Here is a 21,071-nt window from a genome sequence, read left to right on the forward strand (position 1 = left end):
ATTTTTTTATCCCATCGGATTTGTCGTGCAAGCGTATCGCGAATTGGTTTCATATTATAATATTGGTATAAGTAACTGACTTTATATGATTGGATTGCATTTTCATGATTCGCTAGAATTGCAAGCTGAGTAATCAACCGATTGTATGCAGTGATTCAGATTGAACATTTAGAAAAGCATTACCATGCCGGCGGGCGCACTATCCACGCATTGCAGAACATTCATCTGCAAATTCAGAAAGGGCAGATTTTCGGTATTATCGGTCGTTCAGGAGCCGGCAAAAGCACGCTGCTGCGGACACTGAATCTGCTTGAACGTCCTTCCGCCGGAAAAATTCTGATCGAGGGGGAAGACATCACGCAATATGACTCCCGGCAATTACACGCACTGCGGCAACGTACCGGAATGGTATTTCAGCACTTTAATCTGCTGTATGCCAAAACGATTGCGGAAAATATCGATTTTCCCCTTCGTCTGACCGGGCAGTACAGCAAAGAGCAGCGTCAGCAGCGCGTCACTGAACTGCTTGAGCTGGTCGGGCTGACAGCGCAGCGTCATCAATATCCGGCACAGCTTTCCGGCGGACAGAAACAGCGCGTCGGCATTGCCCGTGCATTGGCCAATTATCCGCATTTACTGTTATGTGATGAGGCAACTTCTGCCCTGGACCCGGAAACAACCCAGTCCATTTTGCGTCTGCTGTCAGAGATTAATCAGAAGCTGGGACTCACGATCGTGCTGATTACGCATGAAATGCAGGTGATCCGTTCTATTTGCGATCAGGTGGCGGTGATTGATGCAGGGCAGATTGTGGAAAATGGTCTGGTGATCGATGTTTTTCTCCATCCGCAACACCCGGTGACGCGCAGCATGGTGGCTGAAAATCAGGATCAGGATATCGGCTTTCTGCGCGAAATGGAGCGCGACCCGGGTAGTGTTCTGGTGCGACTTACTTATGTGGGCTCTGCTACTTATGCGCCGATACTCAGCCGCATTGCAGCACAGACCAGTGCCCAGATTGCGATTTTGCAGGGGACGATTTCCCGTATCAAAGACACGCCATATGGACAGTTATTGATCGAACTCAGAGCGAATCCGGAACAGGTGGCGCAGGTGCTGAGTTTGCTGCGGAGCTGGCAGGTCACGGCAGACATCATCGAAACTGAAACAGGAGTGGCGTAATGGATTTCTCTCATATCGACTGGCAGGATATTGCGCAGGCAACGCTCGATACACTGACCATGACCGGTTTTTCTCTTTTTTTCACGATCCTGCTAGGCTTGCCGCTGGGGATATTTTTATTCATGACAGGTAAAAAACAAGTGCTGGAGCAGCGTGGCGTGTATGCGGTGCTGTCTGTGATGGTGAACGTCTTGCGTTCAGTACCATTCATCATTCTATTGATTGTCCTGATCCCGTTTACCTTGCTGCTGGTCGGCACTTCACTGGGTGTGGCAGGTACGATTCCGCCGTTGGTGATTGGGACGACACCTTTTTTTGCCCGTCTGGTGGAAAACGTGTTGCGTGAAGTTGATCGCGGCATTATTGAGGCTTGTCAGGCGATGGGGGCCAAAACGCATCAGATCATTTTGCAGGCTTTATTGCCTGAAGCCTTGCCCGGTTTGCTGGCTGCCGCAACGGTCACGACAATTACTCTGGTGTCGTATGCCGCAATGTCCGGTGTGATTGGCGGCGGCGGATTGGGCGATCTGGCATTGCGGTATGGTTATCAGCGTTTCCAGACCGACGTGATGATCGTCACGGTTGCCATACTGATTTTGCTGGTGCAGTTGCTGCAATACGCCGGGGACTGGCTCGTCATTCATTTTTCCCGAAAATAAATTTATATCATTTCTCTTAAGGATATTTCACATGGCATTTCAATTCAAAAAAACACTGCATCAATTATTGGCATCTGCGTTGGTCGTGACCGGACTGGTTCCCGGTATCTCTGCCATGGCTGCAGAAACGCTGACGATTGCGGCGACACCGGTTCCACATGCGGAAATTCTGGAATTCATTAAGCCTCAGCTGGCAAAAGAGGGCATCGATCTCAAGATCAAAGTATTTACGGATTACGTGCAACCTGCAGTGCAGGTCAATGAAAAGCACCTGGATGGAAATTTCTTCTTGCATCAACCGTATTTGAACGAGTTTAAAAAGAGTCACAGTAACGATATTGAGGTGCCTGTTACCAAGGTACATGTTGAGCCATTTGCAGCCTATTCCACCAGGTACAAAAAAGTGGCGGATATTCCGGAAGGCGCAACAGTCGCTATTCCTAACGATCCGTCAAATTCCGGCCGTGCTTTGCTGCTGCTCGCCAGACAAGGATTGCTGAAGCTGAAAGATGTCAACAATATTTCGGCAACGAAGAAAGATATTATCGATAATCCTAAAAAACTGAAATTCAAAGAACTCGAAGCGGCAACATTGCCACGGGTTTTGAATCAGGTTGATCTGGCTCTGATTAATACTAATTATGCGATTGAGGCAAAGCTGAATCCGGTAAAAGACTCTTTGTTTATTGAGGACGCACATTCGCCATACGCTAATCTGCTGGTGGCGCGTGAAGATAATAAAAACAGTCCGGCTTTCAAAAAGCTGATTGCTGCGTTGAATTCCCCGGAAGTAAAGAAATTTATTGAGGAAAAATATAAAGGTGCAGTGGTTCCTGCTTTCTGAGCGTATTGACCAGCAACAGTGACAATAAAGCGGGCAAGAAAAAACGCTGCCGGGATTTAACCGGGCAGCGTCTTTTTTACAGTGTTCACGCAGCTTTGCGCTGCCAGAAAAAGATCTTTGGCAGATCAGTTGCGAACGACCTTCTTGTATTCGTTAGTACGGGTATCGATTTCAATCATGTCGTCCTGGCTCACGAACAACGGTACCTGAACGATATGACGATTGGCTTCAATCGCATTTTCAATTTTGGCTTCTTTCAGTACGTTACCGGAAGTGTTGCCTTTGACTGCCGGTTCGGAGTAGATCACCTGACGGACGATGGTTGTCGGTAATTCGACGGAGATTGCTTTGCCATCATAGAACACAGCTTCACATTCCATGCCATCTTTCAGGTAGTGCAATGCATCACCCAGGTTTTCTTCTTCGATTTCAAACTGGTTGTATTCTTCATCCATGAAAACAAACAGAGGGTCAGCAAAGTAAGAGTAAGTCACTGGTTTTTTATCCAGAACAACAACGTCAAACTTGTCGTCGCCACGGAAAACGTTTTCCTGCGGGCTGTTAGTCAGCAGGTTTTTCATTTTCCATTTGTAAGTGAAGCCAGTACGGCTGGAGCCGTTAACATCGGAGCGCAATACGATCATTGGCTTGCCATCAACCATAATAATGTTGCCAACGCGAATTTCTTTTGCAAATTTCATAGCGAATATACGTAAAAAGGTGGTTGCATAAAGATCATCTGTTGCCTGTTGGTTTTAAGAGCCACGCAAGCCGACGTTTGATCGAATCTGAAAACACATGAAAAAATAACCGTGCATTATACCGCATTAATGACGGTTTTTTCCTGAATGGCAGCGACAAACTGCAGAAGATTGCTGCACAGATCACCATGTTTCAAGATCTCCTGCTTCCACTGCAGGCTGATACCGGATTGCGCAGCGGCGGTCACCATCTCTTGCCACAAATTTTTCCATTCAGCAGCGGATGGCTGGGTGACACCATTCCATGCGAGAGAGAAATTGTGAATGTTGGTTGCATCGGCCAGCTGGGTTGACAGGACGTCGGTGTAGCGCTTGAGAAACGCCTGTAGTTTAACGTGATGCAGCGCATTCTCTTGCGGATAAATGTGCCAGACGAACGGTTTGCCTGCCAGTTGCGCACGGACAAAAGAATCTTCTCCCCGCACAAAATTGATATTGCACGACCAGAGCAGTTGATCATAAACAGTTTGCGGTATCAGTGGTATGACGTGTACCGTGAGTGCGCCTCGGGTCGCCACCGCACCCCTGACAGATGGTGCATCAAGAAAGGCCGACACAATCTCGTAAGCTACACCTTCAGGAACCAGGCAGGTGACAGGATGGGCAGAATTTTTCCAGACTTCAAATAAAGCCGTTACCGGAGCATGCGGATAGCAAAACAGGGAGATCAGTTCAGACTGTATTTCTGTTTCGGACAAACCCAGCGATTTCAGAAAATCAGTTTTGCCATTGTTTGCTACAAATGCCGATTGCCGGTGCTCTGTACCGGACTCAAAAAGCAGACCACCGGTTTTTGGGGTAAATCCGGGGAAGAAAAAATATTTGGTGAGCGAATAGCGTGGGTGCGGCGAAGGCAGACTATGGCAGCCCTCCACCCATTCTTCCGCGGTTAAACCTTCAAGATTCAGCCAGACCGGTTGCGGTGAGCGCTGGGACATGGCAGCGATATAGGCAGGAGGAATGTCGCAACCAAAAAATTCAATCACGATGTCTGCAATGTCATCTGCCGTGAATGTCTCTTCCTGATGTACCCAGTGCCTGATCTGGATTCCTGCGATTTCTTGTTGCGGCTGGTCAGGGCGAACTTCCGGGCAAAGACGCTGAAAAGTGACCAGGTCATCTACCCAAAGCGTGACAGCGATTCCATGCTCGCACTGTAATTGACGTGACAGGCGCCAGCAAATGCCGATGTCGCCGTAATTGTCGACGACTTTGCAGAACAGAGCGAGGGTGGTGAAGTGCGATTGATTCTGTGACATGCAAGAGAATTGAATAGTGGGAAGGCGGCGTTCAGCTATCCTGCCTGATTTGGTTACAGAGGCTCAGGCAAAATGATTTTTCCATTCGCGCAATGCCGCAAAGTGGCTGATATCGTCTTGCGGGAATGGGATTTTACCTTGAACCAGGAGCGTATTGACAACACTGGTTTCCCGGATCCGCAGGAACGGATTAGTCTGTTTTTCCAGTTCCAGGCTGCTGGGTACAGTCGGTATCCCTTGATTGCGCTTGTTTTGCTCGTCAAGACTTCTCTGCTGCAATATCTGGTTATGTGGTTCAACTGCCGCGGCAAAGCGCAGGTTCGCGAGCGTGTATTCATGCGCGCAATACACCAGGGTCTGATCGGGCAGACTGCACAGCGTATCCAGCGAGTGCAGCATTTGCGCAGGAGTGCCGTCAAACAGTCGGCCGCAGCCCCCGGCAAACAATGTATCACCACAAAACAGCCATTTCTGATCCGGGCAGAAGTATGCAACATGCTCTCTGGTATGACCTGGAACGGTGATGACCTGCAGCAGACAATCCGGGCTGGGAAGATGAATCTGCTGAGCATTACCGACGACATGGCTGACCGATGGAATCGCCGGATGGGCTGGTCCATAGACAGGCACGGCATGCTTTTTAAGCAGGGCGGATATACCGCCGGTATGATCCCCGTGGTGATGGGTAATCAGGATGGCTGAGAGTGCTAAATGACGTTTTTGTAAAGCCTCTTCAACCGGCACGGCATCGCCCGGGTCCACCACGACAGCAGTATGGCCATCATGAATGATCCAGAGATAATTGTCGTCAAAAGCCGGTACAGTCAATATACTCAGAGAATTCTTCATGAACAGTGTGAAATCTGTGGAAAAGGACATTATAGACCTCGATAGCTGGCTGGAGCTTCCTCCTGGTCAATACATCCGGAATTGGGAACAGGCATTCCTTGCAACGCTGACGGTTGATATTTTCGGGTTCAATGCACTGCAGATCGGCATGCCGCAAATTGATGCGCTGGCAGCCAGTCGTATGCCGCACCGGTGGTATACCAATCCGGTATTGACTGGCAGTAATTCGGAAGCCAATCAGCGGATTGCCGTAGTCCATGAGTTCACTGAACTGCCGTTTGATGCGCAGAGCATTGATCTGGTGGTGTTGCCGCATGTACTCGAATTCGCCGTTGAACCGCACCAGATTCTGCGTGAGGTGGAGCGGGTCTTGATTCCGGAGGGGCGCGTCATCATTACCGGTTTTAACCGTGCCAGTTTATGGGGTTTGAGGCAGTTTGCCGGGCGGATCAATCAGAATTATTACCTGCCCCGTGAGGGGGAATTCATCAGCTCGCCGCGCCTGAAAGACTGGTTGAAATTGCTGAATATGGAAATAGCAGGTGTGGATTTCGGTTGTTACGCGCCATCCTGCCATACTGAAAAATGGCTGCAGCGCTTTCAGTTTATGGAAAATGCCGGGCGTCAGTGGTGGACGCCGTTGGGAGCGGTTTATGTGATCCAGGCTGTCAAACGTGTCAGGGGTATGCATTTGATTGGCCTCGCATGGAAACAGCAACGGCTGACCCGTGCGCATGTTGTGCCGTTGGTGAATAAAATGAAAAAGTAATATGGATAAAATTGAGATTTATACAGATGGTGCCTGTAAGGGGAATCCCGGTGTCGGCGGCTGGGGTGCATTGCTGGTGGCGGGCAGCCGTCAGAAAGAATTGTTTGGCGGCGAACGTGAGACCACCAATAACCGGATGGAATTAATGGCGGTGATACAGGCGCTTCAGGCATTGAAACGTCCTTGCCACATCATATTGCACACTGACAGTCAGTATGTGCTGAAGGGCATGACAGAATGGCTGAGCGGTTGGAAGGCCAAGGGCTGGAAAACGGCATCGAAGGCGCCGGTCAAAAATGTCGACTTGTGGCAGACACTTGATGCGGCGCAAGGCGTGCACCAGATTGAGTGGCGCTGGGTGCGTGGCCATACCGGTCATCCGGGCAATGAAAGGGCCGATCAGCTGGCCAACAAGGGGGTTGACAGCGTATTAAGCGGATCGTCCGGAGCAGCGCAGAGTCCAGCGGAAGAATAAGGATGAGCAGGAACGGTTGCAGCCGCGATCAATATGCTTGCTGTGATAGCCGCAGATACCGGTCAGGGGCGCTGGCTGAGCCCCGCTTCAAATTGCTGCAGAAACTCATGGACATGGTAAGCATCGACTAAACCGTGGTGTACAAAGGTGGCAACCGGCATACTCCATTCACCGTGGATGTGTGAGCAGCGTCCGACTGAAATCTTGGGTACGCTGTCCAGCCCGTCGTGCCGGCGCGCGTGGGTGATTCCGGTGAAATGTAACCATGGCATCGCCGAAAAATGAATCACATCATCACGCTCGCAGTCCTGATTAACACACAGACCGGCGGCATTTTTGACCTGATCCATGGCTTGCCGGGCATGCTGGCTGAATGTCTGAAAATCTGGCGTAAACTCAATCGGGCAAAAGCCAAATGTATGGTCACTGCAGCTGATCGTGGCATTCGCATGGATGACAGCATAATCAACAACCTGCTGCCCGTGAATGCGGTAACGCATGGCTTCAGTTTGCTGAATAGCCTGCAGGCAACGGTGAAGATAAAACAGGAAAAAGGAAATACCTTCCTGTTTGCAATATTGATAGCCTGCGCTGCAATTGACGTCGGTGACAATACCGTGAAAAGGCTCATCCAGACGGGAAAAAAATTCAAAGTGCTCGCGACGATTCCAGCTGGACAGATCAAGAATTCTTTTCATTATCCGGTGTTGTCAAAAGTTATCGGTGTGATCAGGCAAAAAACGGGCAGAAAACTCTGCCCGTTATCTCTGCCCGCTATGGTATGTGATCCGCATGGCTCCTGTCACATCAGATACAAGATGACAGCGCACCGGTGTTGTTAACGCATTGCTGCGATCATCTGCTCCAGCTTGACGGTATCGGCACAGAAGGCGCGAATGCCCTCAGCCAGTTTTTCTGTCGCCATAGCATCTTCATTCAACTGAAAGCGGAACGCTTTTTCGTTCATCTCGATTTTGCTGATCGATGCACTGACTGCGCTTTCGACACTCAGTTTCGGAGTGACCGGTGTCGCGGAGTCAGCCAGTTTTTGCAGCAGTTCAGGACTGATGGTGAGCAGGTCGCATCCTGCCAGTTCTAAAATCTGGGAAGTATTGCGGAAGCTGGCACCCATGACCTCGGTCCGGTAGCCGAATTTACGGTAGTAGTTGTAGATTTTTTTGACGGACAGTACGCCCGGATCATCGGCACCGAAAATTTCCTGGCCGGTTTTGGCTTTGTACCAGTCGTAAATGCGACCAACAAAAGGGGAAATCAGCTTAGCCCCTGCTTCAGCACAGGCAATCGCCTGTGCAAGGCAGAACAGCAAAGTCATGTTGCAGCGGATGCCTTCTTTTTCCAGAATTTCCGCTGCCTGTATGCCTTCCCAGGTGGAGGCGATTTTGATCAGTATCCGTTCCCGGGGAATACCGGCGGCTTCATACATTGCAATCAGTTTACGCCCTTTGGCAACCGTTGCTTCGGTATCGAACGACAGCCGGGCATCAGTTTCGGTTGATACCCTGCCCGGAATTTCATTCAGGATTTGCAGACCAAAAGCGATGAGTAAACGATCAATGGTGTCGTCCACGGATTGACCGGCTGTTTCTGTCACGGCCTTTTCCAGCAGATGACGGTATTCCGGCTTTTGCACGGCTTTCAGTATCAACGACGGATTCGTCGTGGCATCGCGTGGTGTGTAAGCCTTGATGGCCTGGAAATCGCCGGTATCGGCAACAACGGTGGTGTACTGTTTCAGTTGTTCAAGTTGATTCATAGTAGTCATTCGTAGTTATTCCATGGTGAATTCAAAGCTTAACTTCAACAACCGGTGATCCGGAAACGATTTCACCGATCACTGTGGCATCATGAAAACCTTCCTCGCGAAAAATAGCCAGTACCTGTTCCACGGCGGACGGTGCGCAGGAAACCAGCAGGCCACCTGAAGTCTGCGGATCGGTCAGTAAAGCCTGTTGATAAACGGCCACGCTTGCATCAAGACGGACTTCATGGCCATAGGCTGCCCAGTTGCGGGCGGATGCACCGGTGACATAGCCAGCCTGTGCCAACGAAGTGACCTGATCGAGCAGGGGGATGGCAGACAGCGTCAGTCGGGCCTGTAATCCGGAACCGCGACAAATTTCCAGCAGGTGTCCGAGCAATCCGAAACCTGTTACGTCGGTCATGGCATGCACATCTGCCAGATGGGACAAACGCTGGCCGGGGCGATTCAGTTTGGTGGTGCTGGCAATCATACTGGCATAACCGGCATCGTCGAGCGCCTGTTTTTTGAGTGCCGCAGATAAGATGCCAACTCCAAGACCTTTACCGAGGATAAGCTGGTCGCCCGGCTTGGCATCAGCATTACGTTTCACTTTTGATGGATGAATCAGTCCCATTACGACCAGGCCGTAAATCGGTTCTACGGAATCGATGGTGTGACCGCCGGCAATCGGAATACCCGCTTCGGCACAGATTGTTTCACCGCCCCGGATGATCTGTCCGATGACATCCAGCGGCAGTTGACTGACCGGCATACCTACCAGCGCCAGCGCCATGATCGGGGTGCCGCCCATGGCGTAAATATCCGAGATTGCATTGGTTGCTGCAATCCGCCCGAAGTCGAACGGGTCATCAACAATAGGCATGAAAAAGTCAGTAGTGGCAATCAGCGCCTGTTCGTCGTTGAGTCGATAGACGGCAGCGTCATCGGAAGTTTCAATGCCGACCATGAGCGCAGCAGGAACCGGAAAGCCTGCAGATTTTTTGAGAATTTCGGCAAGTACGCCAGGCGCAATCTTGCAGCCGCAGCCGCCGCCATGAGAAAAGGAAGTCAGGCGCAGGGCTTGGTCAGGGTTGGAGCTCATGTATGCAGTAGTGATGCGTTGATCAAGATAGCGATTATACGCTGGCAGTGCAGTATAAAAAAAAAGCGACCCCAGAAGAGATCGCTTTTTGGTGATACGGTTTATTGCAGAAATACTATATGGTGTCCGGTGTACGTGATATCAGCGGCCAGATCAGTAATCGCCAAAACTGCGGCGGGCGCCGCCCTCAGTCTGACGGTTGCCTTTGTAAGCACTGCCGCCGTCTTTGCGCGGAGCAGTGCTGCTGCCCGGTTTGCTGAAAGAACGTTGTCCAGGTTTGCTGTTGTTGCCGTAGCCGCTCTTACGATTGTCACCCGGCTTCCAGCCTTGTGGTTTGCGGGCTGATGTACGGCTTGGCGCCGCAGTCTTCTTCGGCTCAAAACCCTCGATGACATCGACCGGAATCAGTTGCTTGGTAAAGCGCTCGATACGCTTTACGTGCATGCTTTCCGCATGGTTCACCAGCGATACCGCTACGCCTTTACGGCCTGCACGACCAGTACGGCCGATACGGTGTACGTAGTCTTCAGGGAATTTCGGCAGGTCGTAATTGAATACGTGGGTGATGCCTGGCACGTCGATGCCACGTGCGGCAACATCGGTTGCTACCAGAACGCGGATATGACCACGGCGCAAGCCGTCCAGTGTGCGGTTGCGCGCGCCCTGATGCATGTCGCCATGCAATGCGGCAGCAGCAAAACCGGCGATATTCAAACGATCGGCAATTGTGTCGGCGTCGCGCTTAGTGGCCGTAAACACCACGGCCTGATCCAGCGATACATCACGCAGCAAGTGGTCGAGCATACGATTTTTGTGCGACAGATCGTCAACGAAGTGGACTTTCTGCTGAATGTTTTCGTGCTTGCTGGCAGAGCCGGCAATCTGAATCACCATGGGCTCCGTCGTGATACGTTTTGCCATATTGCCCACAACGCCATCGAGTGTCGCCGAGAACAGCATAGTCTGACGTGTCGGTGGTGTCGCTGCAACGATTTTTTCGATATCGTCAATGAAGCCCATGTCCAGCATGCGGTCGGCTTCGTCCAGAACCAGCATTTGCAGTTCAGAGAAATCGATCTTGCCGGATTCCATGTGATCAATCAGGCGGCCAGGTGTGGCGACCAGAATTTCAGGATTGCGGGACAGCAATTGCATCTGTTTCGGGTAAGGCATGCCACCCAGAATCGATACTGCTTTCAGACGGCGGGTATAAGCACTGTATTTGTCCGTCGCGGTTGTCACCTGCAGAGCCAACTCACGGGTTGGTGTCAGAACCAGCATTTTTGGCTTTGCCGCCACAAAGCGCGGACGGTCGCCGCGGGAACGGGCAGACTGGCGCTCCTGATTCGGTGTTTTCGCGTTGGTATAGCTGATGACTTCGGCAGTGGCTAATTTGTGCAGGGCTGGCAGCATGAATGCGGCCGTTTTACCAGAACCGGTCTGGGAAGAAACCAGCAGGTCACGTCCGTTGATCGCAGCAGGAATCGCCTGCTCCTGTACCGGCGTCGGCTGGGTATAGCCGGCATCAGTCAGTGCGCGGATGATATTGACGTGGAGGCCTAATTCTTCAAAATTCATGAAATTCTTTCGTAAAAATGGAGCACGCTGCGCAAACAGCGCGCGCAAATCAGCAGCGCCAACCAAACGAAATGAACACAGAAAATCCAACTACGGACGACAATGAAATTTCGGCACAAAAGCTTTGCGCCGGGATGATGTCTATCGGGTGTTACCAGACATGCAGGGCGGGAGGGCTTTTTTATGCATCATCCAACAGAGGACGTGCAGAGGCTTGCGATGCTACTCAGGTTTTGCACTGATATTGCAGTGCAAAAACAAGATCATACATGAATTTACATGCTTACGCAGAAAAATTTCACGCAAGTATCTTGAAAGCAGGAGTGAATGCGGGTGATTCAGCCGCCGGGAGTGCAGGATTTGACCCAGCTTAGCCGCACATCGCCGTTTTCCTGAAACCGGAAACGACGGGATTGCCAGCCGGATGAGAACAGGTACAGCACCTGATCGTAATAGACGTCGGTACGAACGCTGTATTTTTGCACTCGCTGGCGCTGCTGTTCCAGTACGGAGTGCGCGTTACTGCTTTCCAGAAACGGTAGCAGTGCTGCGGAGAATCCGGCAGAGGCAGCGCTTTTAACTTCGCCAGTCATGACATCGACATATTCTGGTGGGTAGGTTTTTGCTTCAGTCAGCGTTGCCATGGGTTGCAGGGTTTTCAGCAGGGCAGGGCGCAAGGCGTCGCGTTCAGACAGCATGCCTGCCCACAGATAAACGCGAATCGCGTTATAACCGCCCTCGCCCAGTCCGACTGCATCAGGTTGAAAACCTTTTTCCTGACTGTAAACAACCCAGTCTGCGGCATAACCTCTGGGGGCGGAACTCAGAATGATCCGGTTTGAGGACTGGATCAGTTTATTCCAGCGGGAATCGTTATCGTGTTGTGCAAACCAGCGCAATAACTGAATTGGCATATAGCTGGCATTAAGTTTCCAGCTGCGATTTGGCAAGGTAAATCCGTAGGGCGCTGGCAACAAGGTCAGACCCAGGTTGGGAATGTTTTCCGTTTCTTCGTTCAGGATGCGCTGAGCCAGTGCATGTGACAGGCGAATGTAACGGCGGTCGTTCCAGACCTCTCCCGCAATACCCAGCGCATAAGCCAGCCACAGGTCGGCATCTGAGGCGGAATTCATGTCCAGCACACCCCAGCTGCCATCAGTACGCTGTCCCCATTGCCAGGCAGGAAGACGTGCCGTCAGGTCACCGCCCGCCAGGTTGTTTTCTGTCCAGCGCAGCAGATTATCAAAGCTGCTGCGGTCATTGGCAGCCAGTGCAAAAAACATGGCGTATGCCTGACCTTCGGAAACGGTTTGCTTATTGGGTGTGCTGTGGTCGACTACCCGGCCTTCCGGCGTAATAAACATCTGCCTGAAATGCAGCCACTCTGGCCAGGAGGCGGAGCAGACGGCGTTGGCGGTGAGCATAGATTGATTGCCTGAGCATCCTGGCAGGATAATCAGAATCAGGGATATGGCAATCATAATCAGGCGGAAAATGCGCATATTCTGGATACCGGCATAATGATGTAAGGTATTTGTCGAATTGCCCTAGGGTAATGTTACTACAATTGTTAAAAATTGTTAACGTTATCTTTATTGAAAGTGTAGTCGATCGAAATAGATTTGGAAACCACTATTTTTGCTGATACTGAAGTTTCCCGGTTTGTTTTAATCCAGAATTTAAATATTATCTTTCTTGAAATAATTATTATCTTGGAAATGAGTGGAAATAGCTGAAAATAAGATAATTTTTTGTTAGATCAAGCGGTCATATAGAAATATTGCCGCATAATATCTGACCGGAATTTTTGCTTGTTTTTTACAGATAAGCCTTTGTTGCGACCAGATCGTGAAGACATGCGGAGGCGCTTCGCATAACCGGGTTTTGCTGGGGAAAAAGAAAAAAGCTGCAAATTCAATTTGCAGCTTTTCAGGGTAAGAGATGAAGGACGGTAATACTGCAGATCAGCGGTCGTAAGTGTCTGCATTCAGACCCATGACGTGGGAGAAACCACCGTCAACATACGTGATTTCCCCTGTGATGCCGTTTGCCAGATGTGACAGCAGGAATGCTGCGGTATTGCCGACATCTTCAATCGTCACGTTGCGGCGCAGCGGTGCATGGTCTGCGACGAAGCCCAGCAGTTTACCGAAATCCTTGATACCGCTGGCTGCCAGGGTCTTGATCGGTCCGGCAGAAATGCCGTTCACGCGGATGCCCTTTTTACCCAGGTCTTCTGCCAGATAGCGCACCGACGCTTCCAGCGAGGCTTTTGCCAGTCCCATGGTGTTGTAGTGAGGAATCGCACGGATCGCTCCCAGATACGACAGGGTCAGCAGGGAGGAGTCTTCGCGCAGCATCGGTAAAGCGGCTTTTGCCATTGCCGGGAAACTGTATGCAGAGATGTCATGCGCAATACGGAAGGCTTCGCGCGAAAAACCATCGAGGAATTCGCCGGCAATCGCTTCACGCGGGGCAAAGCCGATAGCGTGCACCAGTCCATCCAGTTGATCCCAGTGCTGACCGAGGTCTTTAAACACGGCTTCGATCTGTTCGTCGCTGGCAACGTCGCAGTCGAAAATCAGTTTGCTGTCAAATTCTGCAGCGAATTCGGTGATTCTGTCTTTAAACCGGTCACCGACATAAGTGAATGCCAGTTCAGCGCCTTCGCGTTTGCAAGCCTGGGCGATGCCGTAAGCGATAGAACGGTTGGACAGCAAACCGGTGATCAGAATTTTTTTGCCTTGCAGAAATGCCATGTTGACTCCAGATAAAATCGCCGCACTGGCACGTCCGGAAAAACGTGCCGATACAACGCTTTGGTTGTTCGGGAAGTGCGCTGGGCGGTCAGCCGCTGCGCATTTCCTTTGTTCATTGTTTCTATCCATCACAGTGATTGGACGTACATTTTGTTGTGTCTGCAGCAAGCTGACACAACAACAGGTCGGAATTGTAGATGCTAAGTGTGAATCGGGCAAATGTCGGTGATTTCTCCTGGTGGCCACTGAAATAAAAGCATGTTCGTACAAATTTCATGCGCTTGCCGGAATCCGGGGAATTTGCGCAACGTGATTCCGGATGGCTTGAGATATGAAATATACTAGGAGGAGTATATTTGGGGCTCCTTTGTTGACGCTGATAATGGGCCTGATTTTTCAGATACTCTCTCTGCATTCATATTGATACTGCTGACGATGGCATACTGACGGCTGAGGCCAGTCCACGCGGAATTGCACTGAGCAGCGTTCTGGTATAGGCATGCTGCGGCTGATGGTACAGATCATCGGCATTGGCCAGCTCCACGACTTTCCCCCTGTTCATGACCATGACCTGATCGGCGATGTATTTCACGACGGCCAGATCATGGGAAATGAAGATATAAGATAGTCCGAATTCTTCCTGCAGATCCTGCAATAGATTGAGCACCTGCGCCTGCACTGAAACATCCAGGGCCGACACAGATTCGTCGCAGATCAGCACTTCCGGTTTCATGGCCAGGCAGCGGGCGATGGCAATGCGCTGGCGCTGGCCGCCGGAAAATTCGTGAGGATAGCGATAAAATGCGGTTGCCGGCAGTCCGACTTTATCCAGCAGTTGAACCGCCAAGGCAGCACGCTGGCCATCATTGCCGCCAATCTGGTGGATCTGCATCGGCTCCATCAGAATCTGGCCGATCGTGAAACGGGGATTCAGTGAGGCATAGGGATTCTGAAAAATGATCTGTATACGCCGCTTGTAAGGGAGGAAATCCTTGTCCGGCATGGCGAGGATATTTTTCCCGTCGAACATTGCCTGACCGCTGCTGGCGCGGTGCAGCCGCATCAGGGTCAGTCCGACCGTGGTTTTACCTGAGCCGGATTCACCGACCACTCCCAGTGTTTTGCCGCGCGCGAGCTGGAACGAAACATCATCGACGGCTTTAAATTCTTTTTTACCGAATAAGCCTTCCCGGGTGAAAAAACTCTTACTCAATCCGCGCACATCCAGCACAATGTCTTCACTGCCATGTAATCCGCGCTGCCGCTCCCGCTGTTCCGGCAGGGTATTGTCGTTTTCAATAAAATCCGCAATGACTGGTAACCGCCACGGGCGCTTGTCGAGCGAAGGGCGGCAATGTAGCAAGGCCTGCGTATAACTGTCTGCCGGGTGATGGAAAATCTGTTGCGTGGTGCCGGTTTCGCGAATTTCTCCATGCCGCATCACGATGACCTGATCGGCGATTTCACCTACCAGCGCCAGATCATGCGTAATAAACAGCACCGACATCTGATGCTTGACGCGTAACTTGTGAATCAGTTCAATAATCTGCTTTTGTATCGTGACGTCGAGTGCCGTTGTCGGTTCATCGGCAATCAGCAGCTTCGGTTCGCAGGCAATCGCCATCGCAATCATGACGCGCTGCTGCTGTCCGCCGGACATCTGGCTGGGGTAGGCATCTATTTTGTGTTCCGGTTCTGGAATGCCGACTTCCTCCAGCAGGGCAATGGCCCGTTTACGCGCCTGTTTTGCATTCATACCCATGTGCAGTTGCAAGACTTCCGCAATCTGAAAACCGACAGTAAATACCGGGTTCAGCGAACTCATTGGTTCCTGAAATATCATCGACATATCTTTACCGCACAACTGACGGCGTTGTTCGGTGGACAGCTCCAGCAGCTTGCGTCCTTCAAACAGAATCCGGCTGCCATTGCCAATCTGCGAGGTATCCGGCGGCAATAAGCCCATGATAGCCAGTGAGCTCACAGATTTTCCGCTGCCGGATTCCCCGACCAGGGCGACGGTGCAATTGCGCGGAATGGAAAAAGAAATGCCCTTGACGGTTTCTATGCTGTCTTTTTTATTGATGCGAAATGATATCCGCAGATCACTGACTTCAAGTAATGGCGTATCTGTCTGCATAGAAATTCCTTATTTCAGTTTGGGGTCCAGCGCGTCGCGCAAGGCATCGGTGAACAAAGAGAAGGCGGTGACCAGCACAGCCATTGCACTGGTCGCTGCGACCAGCTGCCACCATTTACCCAAAATTAATTCGTTCTGCGCCTCATTCAGCATACTGCCCCAGGAGACCGTGCCGACCGGCACACCGAATCCGAGAAAACTCAGGATTACTTCTGACTTGATAAATCCAACCACCAGAATTGATACCTGGACCAGGGCGACATGGCTGACATTCGGAAAAATATGGATAAACATTTTCCGCCAGTGCGAAGCGCCTATGGCATCCGCCGCCCAGACATACTCACGGTTCTTGTGTTTCATATACTCGGCGCGCATCAGGCGAAACGGGCCGGTCCAGCCGGTAAATGCCAGAATCAGAATGATGGTGCCAACCCCTTTTTGCTGGAGCACCGCCGCCACCGCCAGCACCAGCAACAAATAGGGGATCGAGGTGAAAATACTATAAAACCAGTTAAAGAAATCATCTGCCCAGCCACCAAAATAACCGGCGGCGGCACCAAACAGAGTTCCCAGTAAAGTCGCCAGCAAAGCGGCGACCAGGCCGACGACGATTGATGTTTCGGCTCCTTTGATCGTTTTTTTGACGATGTCATGCCCCCATTTGTCTGCGCCAAAAGGCAGGGTGGCGGCGCGCTGGATGGCGTGCGCTTTGCCTGATTTCGCCATTTCAGCCTGAATTTCTGCCATTTCTGCTGCCAGCGGATCAGCAATGCCGTAATCATTCAGGACGTTTGTTTGTGTTCCGTTTTTCTGTCGCAATTCACGCAGTACATCTTTCAGCGGATCAAAGGGATTATCCGGCACAGCGGCTGATGATGCGGGTGTTGTTGCACTTTCAGGCTGGCTGGCGCCGATGAAATGCGGTGGTGCGTAGCTGACACCGGTTTCATTTTCCCAATCAGCGGCAATCAGTCCGCTGACTGATAATAAAAGCGTCAGCAAAAATGCCAGCACGACAGCAAGGGCGATCATGGCGGTATGATCTGCACGCAGACGGCGCCACGCCAGCGCCCATAAACCTGGAGAAGTGGATTGATTCATCGGGAAGAGATTGGAATGCATGACCGGTCCTTATTTCAGCTGAACACGCGGATCAACTGCCTGATACAGCAAATCGGTCAGGAGATTAAATAACATCGTTGCAGCTGCTACATATACAGTGATTGCCTTAATGACTGGAAAATCACTGCGTTCAACGGCCAGAATCACTTCTCTGCCAATGCCTGGGATAGAAAAAAAACGTTCAATCAGGAATGCCCCAATCAGCAATGCCGGCAGATTGGACATGACATGGGTGATGATGGGGATAGACGCATTGCGCAGCACATGCACCCATTTCACACGGCGCTCCGGCACACCTTTGGCGCGTGCCGTCCGTACATAATCCTGGTTCACTTCATCCAGTACAAAGCTGCGGAACAGACGTAGGCTGGGCGCTACGCCCACCGCCAGCGCAATCAGTATCGGCAACGCCGAATAGCGAAGTAAATTTTCCGTCAGGCTATTGCCCCATCCCTGTACGGGAAAAAATCCGAGTTGGTAGGCAAACACATATTGCCCGACGATGATGTACACCAGAATGCTGATCGACATGCCGACGGTGCAGGCGACCATCACGGTCCGGTCAGTGATGCTGCCGCGCCGGAATGCAATCAACAGCGCAAGAGCAATCGCAATCAGCGTTTCAATCACAGTCAGCGGTAGTAATACTGTCAGCGACGGGCCAAGACGGCTGGAAATAATCGAAGATACCGCTTCTCCGGTGCTCCAGCTATTGCCAAAATTGAAGGTGGCAATCTGCTCAATAAATATCCAGAGCTGAACATAGTAGGGCTGATCGATGCCCAGCTGCTGGCGGATATTCGCAATCTGCTCAGGATTCGACATTTTGCCGGCCAGGATATAAGCGGGATCACCGCCGACCCAGTTAAACAGAAAGAAAACCAGCAAAATCACGCCCAGCATAGTCGGGGCCATTTGCCATAAGCGTCGCAGAATATAAGCGGCCATTTCAAAAATTCCTGAGAGATAAGTACGGTCTGTGCATTATTTGTTTTTATCGATGTCGATGAACGGCCATTCGACATGCATGATCGGATGTTTTTTGTAGCCGATCACACGTGGTTGTGCCAGCATGTTGCGATAGCGTGCGTATCCAATGCGCTGCGGTGCATAGACCTCCAGAATGCGCGCCATCTTGTGGTACAACAGATCCCGCTCCGGTCCCGCCGGAAGCTGTTGAGACGCTTCGTACAGGCGGTCATACTCGGGGATCTCCATGCAGCCATTGTTATTCATATGGATGTTTTTTCCATAAAACAGCTGCATAAAATTATCCCCATCCGGATAGTCGGCCATCCAAGGAGAAATGCGCTGCGTCAGCTGACATTGTTTTTCTGCTTTCAGAATTTCGGCAAACGGACGGAAGTCGGCTTGCATTCTGATACCGACACTGTCATACGTTTTTTTCCAGACTTCTGCCTGCAGATGGCCGCGTGATTCGGTCTGGGTGGTGTAATGAATTTCAAATGGCTGTCCGTCCGGCAGATTACGATAGCCATCCTTGCCCTTTTTGTAGCCAAATTTATCCAGCAGGGCATTGGCTGCAACCGGATCGTATTGAATGCTGCTGCGGTAATCGGGATCATGGCCGACCACACCGGGAGGAATCGGAAATTCCAGCGGTACTGCTTCGCCGTTATCGACGATACGAATTTCATCTTCGACTCGATGCGCCATTGCTACCGCCCGGCGCAGCGCGATTTTTTCTTTGCTCAGACCACCAAAAACCGGATCCTGCATATTCCAGTAGTAAATCGTCAGCTCAGGATCAATAATCCGCGAAAGCTGGATTCCTTTTTTCTGAAATTCCGGTTTCAGTTTGCCGTCTTTTAAGACTTGTGGTGCTAGTCCTCCATAAAGCTGGAATAGGTCGGACTCATCTTTCTGAAACGCCAGCAAGCGTGACTGATCTTCCAAAATCACGTGCACAATTACCTTGCCTATCTGCGGAATCCGTTTACCTTTCATGGCACGCACAATCTGCTGATCAGCTGGATCCTTGCCTGGCTCGGCATCCCAGAATACCGGGCGATAATTCCGGTTGGCTTCCAGAACAATTTTTGAGCCACGCACCCATTCTGTCAGCCGGTAAGGTCCGGTACCGACCGGATTGCCCATGACCTGTCCCTGTAAGTCTTGATATTTTTCAATCACCTCGCGCGCTACTGCCGATGTGGCGGTGTAAGCCAGAATCATTGGCAAGTTGAAATCCGGTCTGGTCAGGCGGATACGCAATGTATATTTGTCGACTACTTCGAGTCCCGGAATTTTGGCGTCGTAATCAAATTTCCCGGTTTTTTTTGCTTTTTCTGTACAGGCGTCCAGACCAAGGATTTTCCCTTCCAGCAGCCAACGATGGCTGGAAGCGATTTTCGGATCCATCAGCCGCTTGAGCGAGTAAGCATAATCGTCCATCGTCAGCTCACGCTTTTTTCCTTGAAACATTTCATCCGGGGTGAAATAAATATTTTTTTTCAGCCGTATCAGATAAGTCTTTCCGTCTTCAGAAATCTCAGGCAGTTTCTCCGCCGTTTCTGGAACGATCCTGGCCGGACTCGCCAGATAGTCGTAGCTGAATAAACGTTCAAAGATAACTTCGTTGACGACATTGGAATATAAATCGCGTGTTGCAGCCGGATCAAAACCTGTTTCCGCGACCGGAAAAATCGTCCGCAATACTTTTTCCGGATCGGCAAATCCCGCGTTGTCAGGTGCGGTTTCAGCCTGCGCTGCATATATTTGCATGCTCATCAGAAGTAGAAATGCTGGTAAACAACACTGGCGAAGAGTTTTAAACAGACCGGATTTTCCGGTTGTTATTGAGCGAATCATGCGTTGTTCTTCCTACTTGAATTAAGAGGGGCAAGGAATGCGGACTGATGATGTCATCACGTTGTCAAAAGGGATGTTGAAAATCAGGAAAAGCTGTTTTATGCCGGGCGTCGTAACCTTAGCTGAAGTTTTCAGTCAGTGCGATAGAGAAGAAAAATTTTTTATCAATCGCATTGCACCGATTATGTGCGTGATAGTGGAAATAATTCAGGAATGGCAGGTAAAAACAGGATGGGATTGAATTTCTTTGTTGTCATGCATAAAAAAGAATAAAAAAAACGGCGCAATTTTTGCCGTTTTTTTGATCGAATTGAAAGGGAAAGGAAATTTTATTCAGTTACGGCCATCACATGGCGAATAAACCGGATCGACATGGATTAAACATCCAAAATGCACTAAAAATATGCTGCGAAGCACAAAAATATGCGTTTCCTTTTCCGGTCTTTTTTTGGCAGAATGCGCGCTGTTGTTTTTATGAAAGAACTGGTTGGAAGATATTGACAGGCAGCAGAGTGAAATGGTCTTATGCGCCTTCGGAAAATTTGGCGCAGGAATTTAATGCATTAATTTTCGAACTTAACTGAGTAAAGTAAATTTATTTACATAAAAATATGCCTGTCAGATTCCAGAAAATCATATTTTTCTCATTAAACGAAAATTTGTGCGGCCAAAAATGATTTTATTGATGGTGAAATGTTACTGTTTGCTGCCTGAAAGATAACTAGTCTGTTCGGGTGGTCAATATGTCAGCAGGAATATTGCAAAATTAAATAAGCCTTTTTGGGCTAATTAAACGTCATATATTTTGGTCTTTCCCCCAGCGATGAATTTATAAGTGGTTTTGTACGTCAGACTCTTTTTGACGCGTCACAACATTTATAATCGTTTTTTGTTCATACATGTTGACGCGAGTCAAATGGTAGACCTTGTTGTTTTGGAGGAGTATTAATGGATTTTTCAGATCGCCAGCAAGAACCC

19 protein-coding genes are annotated in these 21,071 nt (G+C 50.3%); 6 read left to right on the forward strand and 13 right to left on the reverse strand.

Annotated elements, in window-relative coordinates; genetic code table 11:
• The first annotated feature begins 150 nt into the window (after positions 1-150).
• The 3 genes from HV832_RS13680 to HV832_RS13690 are packed head-to-tail and all read left to right on the forward strand — an operon-like array spanning position 151 to position 2,685.
• Positions 151-1,182 carry a methionine ABC transporter ATP-binding protein gene (locus tag HV832_RS13680; RefSeq protein ID WP_176804401.1) on the forward strand — a complete coding sequence of 344 codons (1,032 nt, stop codon included), beginning with the start codon at positions 151-153 and terminating at the stop codon, positions 1,180-1,182.
• Entirely contained in the window at positions 1,182-1,841 is a 660-nt protein-coding gene (locus HV832_RS13685; protein WP_176804402.1) for a methionine ABC transporter permease, read from the forward strand. Before HV832_RS13680 ends, HV832_RS13685 begins: the two co-directional genes overlap by 1 nt.
• Positions 1,842-1,872: 31 nt before the next feature.
• Positions 1,873-2,685, forward strand: coding sequence for a MetQ/NlpA family ABC transporter substrate-binding protein (locus HV832_RS13690; protein WP_176804403.1), 813 nt, complete (start codon positions 1,873-1,875; stop codon positions 2,683-2,685).
• A gap of 125 nt (positions 2,686-2,810) precedes the next feature.
• Here HV832_RS13690 and HV832_RS13695 read toward each other — a convergent pair whose 3' ends face one another.
• The 3 genes from HV832_RS13695 to gloB form a co-directional block, all read right to left on the reverse strand.
• Complete coding sequence (locus HV832_RS13695; protein ID WP_176804404.1) at positions 2,811-3,386, reverse strand: elongation factor P; 576 nt, start codon at positions 3,384-3,386, stop codon at positions 2,811-2,813.
• A gap of 116 nt (positions 3,387-3,502) precedes the next feature.
• Positions 3,503-4,705 carry an elongation factor P maturation arginine rhamnosyltransferase EarP gene (gene earP, locus HV832_RS13700; protein ID WP_176804405.1) on the reverse strand — a complete coding sequence of 401 codons (1,203 nt, stop codon included), beginning with the start codon at positions 4,703-4,705 and terminating at the stop codon, positions 3,503-3,505.
• Between the two features lie 63 nt (positions 4,706-4,768).
• The gene (gene gloB / locus HV832_RS13705) at positions 4,769-5,554 is read right to left on the reverse strand and encodes a hydroxyacylglutathione hydrolase (protein ID WP_176804406.1); all 786 of its coding nucleotides are present in this window, start codon (positions 5,552-5,554) and stop codon (positions 4,769-4,771) included.
• Here gloB and HV832_RS13710 point away from each other — a divergent pair.
• Positions 5,553-6,323, forward strand: a complete 771-nt coding sequence (locus HV832_RS13710; RefSeq protein WP_176804407.1) for a class I SAM-dependent methyltransferase — start codon at positions 5,553-5,555, stop codon at positions 6,321-6,323. The two genes, gloB and HV832_RS13710, sit on opposite strands and share 2 nt — an antisense overlap.
• Before the next feature lies 1 nt (position 6,324).
• The gene (gene rnhA / locus HV832_RS13715) at positions 6,325-6,798 is read left to right on the forward strand and encodes a ribonuclease HI (RefSeq protein ID WP_176804408.1); all 474 of its coding nucleotides are present in this window, start codon (positions 6,325-6,327) and stop codon (positions 6,796-6,798) included.
• Positions 6,799-6,860: 62 nt separating this feature from the next.
• Here the strand turns inward: rnhA and HV832_RS13720 are convergent, their stop codons facing one another.
• The 10 genes from HV832_RS13720 to HV832_RS13765 all read right to left on the reverse strand — a co-directional run bounded on the left by HV832_RS13720 (position 6,861) and on the right by HV832_RS13765 (position 20,012).
• The gene (locus tag HV832_RS13720; protein ID WP_176804409.1) at positions 6,861-7,496 is read right to left on the reverse strand and encodes a CatA-like O-acetyltransferase; all 636 of its coding nucleotides are present in this window, start codon (positions 7,494-7,496) and stop codon (positions 6,861-6,863) included.
• Positions 7,497-7,636: 140 nt separating this feature from the next.
• Positions 7,637-8,572: a transaldolase gene (tal, locus tag HV832_RS13725; protein ID WP_176804430.1), complete on the reverse strand. Its 936-nt coding sequence runs from the start codon at positions 8,570-8,572 to the stop codon at positions 7,637-7,639.
• Between the two features lie 31 nt (positions 8,573-8,603).
• The gene (gene selD, locus HV832_RS13730; protein WP_176804410.1) at positions 8,604-9,662 is read right to left on the reverse strand and encodes a selenide, water dikinase SelD; all 1,059 of its coding nucleotides are present in this window, start codon (positions 9,660-9,662) and stop codon (positions 8,604-8,606) included.
• 153 nt (positions 9,663-9,815) lie between these two features.
• Positions 9,816-11,240 (reverse strand): DEAD/DEAH box helicase, encoded by a 1,425-nt coding sequence (locus HV832_RS13735; RefSeq protein WP_176804411.1) that lies wholly within the window; start codon positions 11,238-11,240, stop codon positions 9,816-9,818.
• 338 nt (positions 11,241-11,578) lie between these two features.
• Positions 11,579-12,742 (reverse strand): cellulose synthase complex periplasmic endoglucanase BcsZ, encoded by a 1,164-nt coding sequence (gene bcsZ, locus HV832_RS13740; protein ID WP_317889340.1) that lies wholly within the window; start codon positions 12,740-12,742, stop codon positions 11,579-11,581.
• A gap of 462 nt (positions 12,743-13,204) precedes the next feature.
• The gene (gene fabI, locus HV832_RS13745) at positions 13,205-13,999 is read right to left on the reverse strand and encodes an enoyl-ACP reductase FabI (RefSeq protein ID WP_176804413.1); all 795 of its coding nucleotides are present in this window, start codon (positions 13,997-13,999) and stop codon (positions 13,205-13,207) included.
• Between the two features lie 415 nt (positions 14,000-14,414).
• A complete protein-coding gene (locus tag HV832_RS13750) occupies positions 14,415-16,139 on the reverse strand; it encodes an ABC transporter ATP-binding protein (protein ID WP_176804414.1) in 1,725 nt (574 codons plus the stop codon).
• A gap of 9 nt (positions 16,140-16,148) precedes the next feature.
• Positions 16,149-17,261 carry an ABC transporter permease gene (locus HV832_RS13755; protein WP_190432029.1) on the reverse strand — a complete coding sequence of 371 codons (1,113 nt, stop codon included), beginning with the start codon at positions 17,259-17,261 and terminating at the stop codon, positions 16,149-16,151.
• Between the two features lie 9 nt (positions 17,262-17,270).
• Positions 17,271-18,209 (reverse strand): ABC transporter permease, encoded by a 939-nt coding sequence (locus HV832_RS13760; RefSeq protein WP_176804415.1) that lies wholly within the window; start codon positions 18,207-18,209, stop codon positions 17,271-17,273.
• A 36-nt stretch (positions 18,210-18,245) separates the two neighbouring features.
• Positions 18,246-20,012, reverse strand: coding sequence for an ABC transporter substrate-binding protein (locus HV832_RS13765; RefSeq protein ID WP_176804416.1), 1,767 nt, complete (start codon positions 20,010-20,012; stop codon positions 18,246-18,248).
• A gap of 431 nt (positions 20,013-20,443) precedes the next feature.
• Between HV832_RS13765 and HV832_RS13770 the strand changes: the two genes are divergently transcribed.
• Entirely contained in the window at positions 20,444-20,677 is a 234-nt protein-coding gene (locus tag HV832_RS13770; RefSeq protein ID WP_176804417.1) for a hypothetical protein, read from the forward strand.
• Positions 20,678-21,071: the final 394 nt, after the last annotated feature.

The organism is Cognatundibacterium oligocarboniphilum (genome assembly GCF_013377855.1).
In the GTDB taxonomy this organism is placed as follows: domain Bacteria; phylum Pseudomonadota; class Gammaproteobacteria; order Burkholderiales; family Burkholderiaceae_D; genus Undibacterium; species Undibacterium oligocarboniphilum.

Coding starts and splice junctions, on each gene's coding strand:
- HV832_RS13720 (WP_176804409.1), bottom strand. CDS start 7,496: ATGAAAAGAATTCTTGATCTGTCCAGCTGGAATCGTCGCGAGCACTTT.
- HV832_RS13750 (WP_176804414.1), bottom strand. CDS start 16,139: ATGCAGACAGATACGCCATTACTTGAAGTCAGTGATCTGCGGATATCA.
- HV832_RS13755 (WP_190432029.1), bottom strand. CDS start 17,261: ATGCATTCCAATCTCTTCCCGATGAATCAATCCACTTCTCCAGGTTTA.
- fabI (WP_176804413.1), bottom strand. CDS start 13,999: ATGGCATTTCTGCAAGGCAAAAAAATTCTGATCACCGGTTTGCTGTCC.
- HV832_RS13770 (WP_176804417.1), top strand. CDS start 20,444: ATGGCGAATAAACCGGATCGACATGGATTAAACATCCAAAATGCACTA.
- HV832_RS13690 (WP_176804403.1), top strand. CDS start 1,873: ATGGCATTTCAATTCAAAAAAACACTGCATCAATTATTGGCATCTGCG.
- earP (WP_176804405.1), bottom strand. CDS start 4,705: ATGTCACAGAATCAATCGCACTTCACCACCCTCGCTCTGTTCTGCAAA.
- HV832_RS13695 (WP_176804404.1), bottom strand. CDS start 3,386: ATGAAATTTGCAAAAGAAATTCGCGTTGGCAACATTATTATGGTTGAT.
- HV832_RS13685 (WP_176804402.1), top strand. CDS start 1,182: ATGGATTTCTCTCATATCGACTGGCAGGATATTGCGCAGGCAACGCTC.
- HV832_RS13760 (WP_176804415.1), bottom strand. CDS start 18,209: ATGGCCGCTTATATTCTGCGACGCTTATGGCAAATGGCCCCGACTATG.
- HV832_RS13735 (WP_176804411.1), bottom strand. CDS start 11,240: ATGAATTTTGAAGAATTAGGCCTCCACGTCAATATCATCCGCGCACTG.
- tal (WP_176804430.1), bottom strand. CDS start 8,572: ATGAATCAACTTGAACAACTGAAACAGTACACCACCGTTGTTGCCGAT.
- selD (WP_176804410.1), bottom strand. CDS start 9,662: ATGAGCTCCAACCCTGACCAAGCCCTGCGCCTGACTTCCTTTTCTCAT.
- HV832_RS13765 (WP_176804416.1), bottom strand. CDS start 20,012: ATGAGCATGCAAATATATGCAGCGCAGGCTGAAACCGCACCTGACAAC.
- gloB (WP_176804406.1), bottom strand. CDS start 5,554: ATGAAGAATTCTCTGAGTATATTGACTGTACCGGCTTTTGACGACAAT.
- bcsZ (WP_317889340.1), bottom strand. CDS start 12,742: ATGCGCATTTTCCGCCTGATTATGATTGCCATATCCCTGATTCTGATT.
- HV832_RS13710 (WP_176804407.1), top strand. CDS start 5,553: ATGAACAGTGTGAAATCTGTGGAAAAGGACATTATAGACCTCGATAGC.
- rnhA (WP_176804408.1), top strand. CDS start 6,325: ATGGATAAAATTGAGATTTATACAGATGGTGCCTGTAAGGGGAATCCC.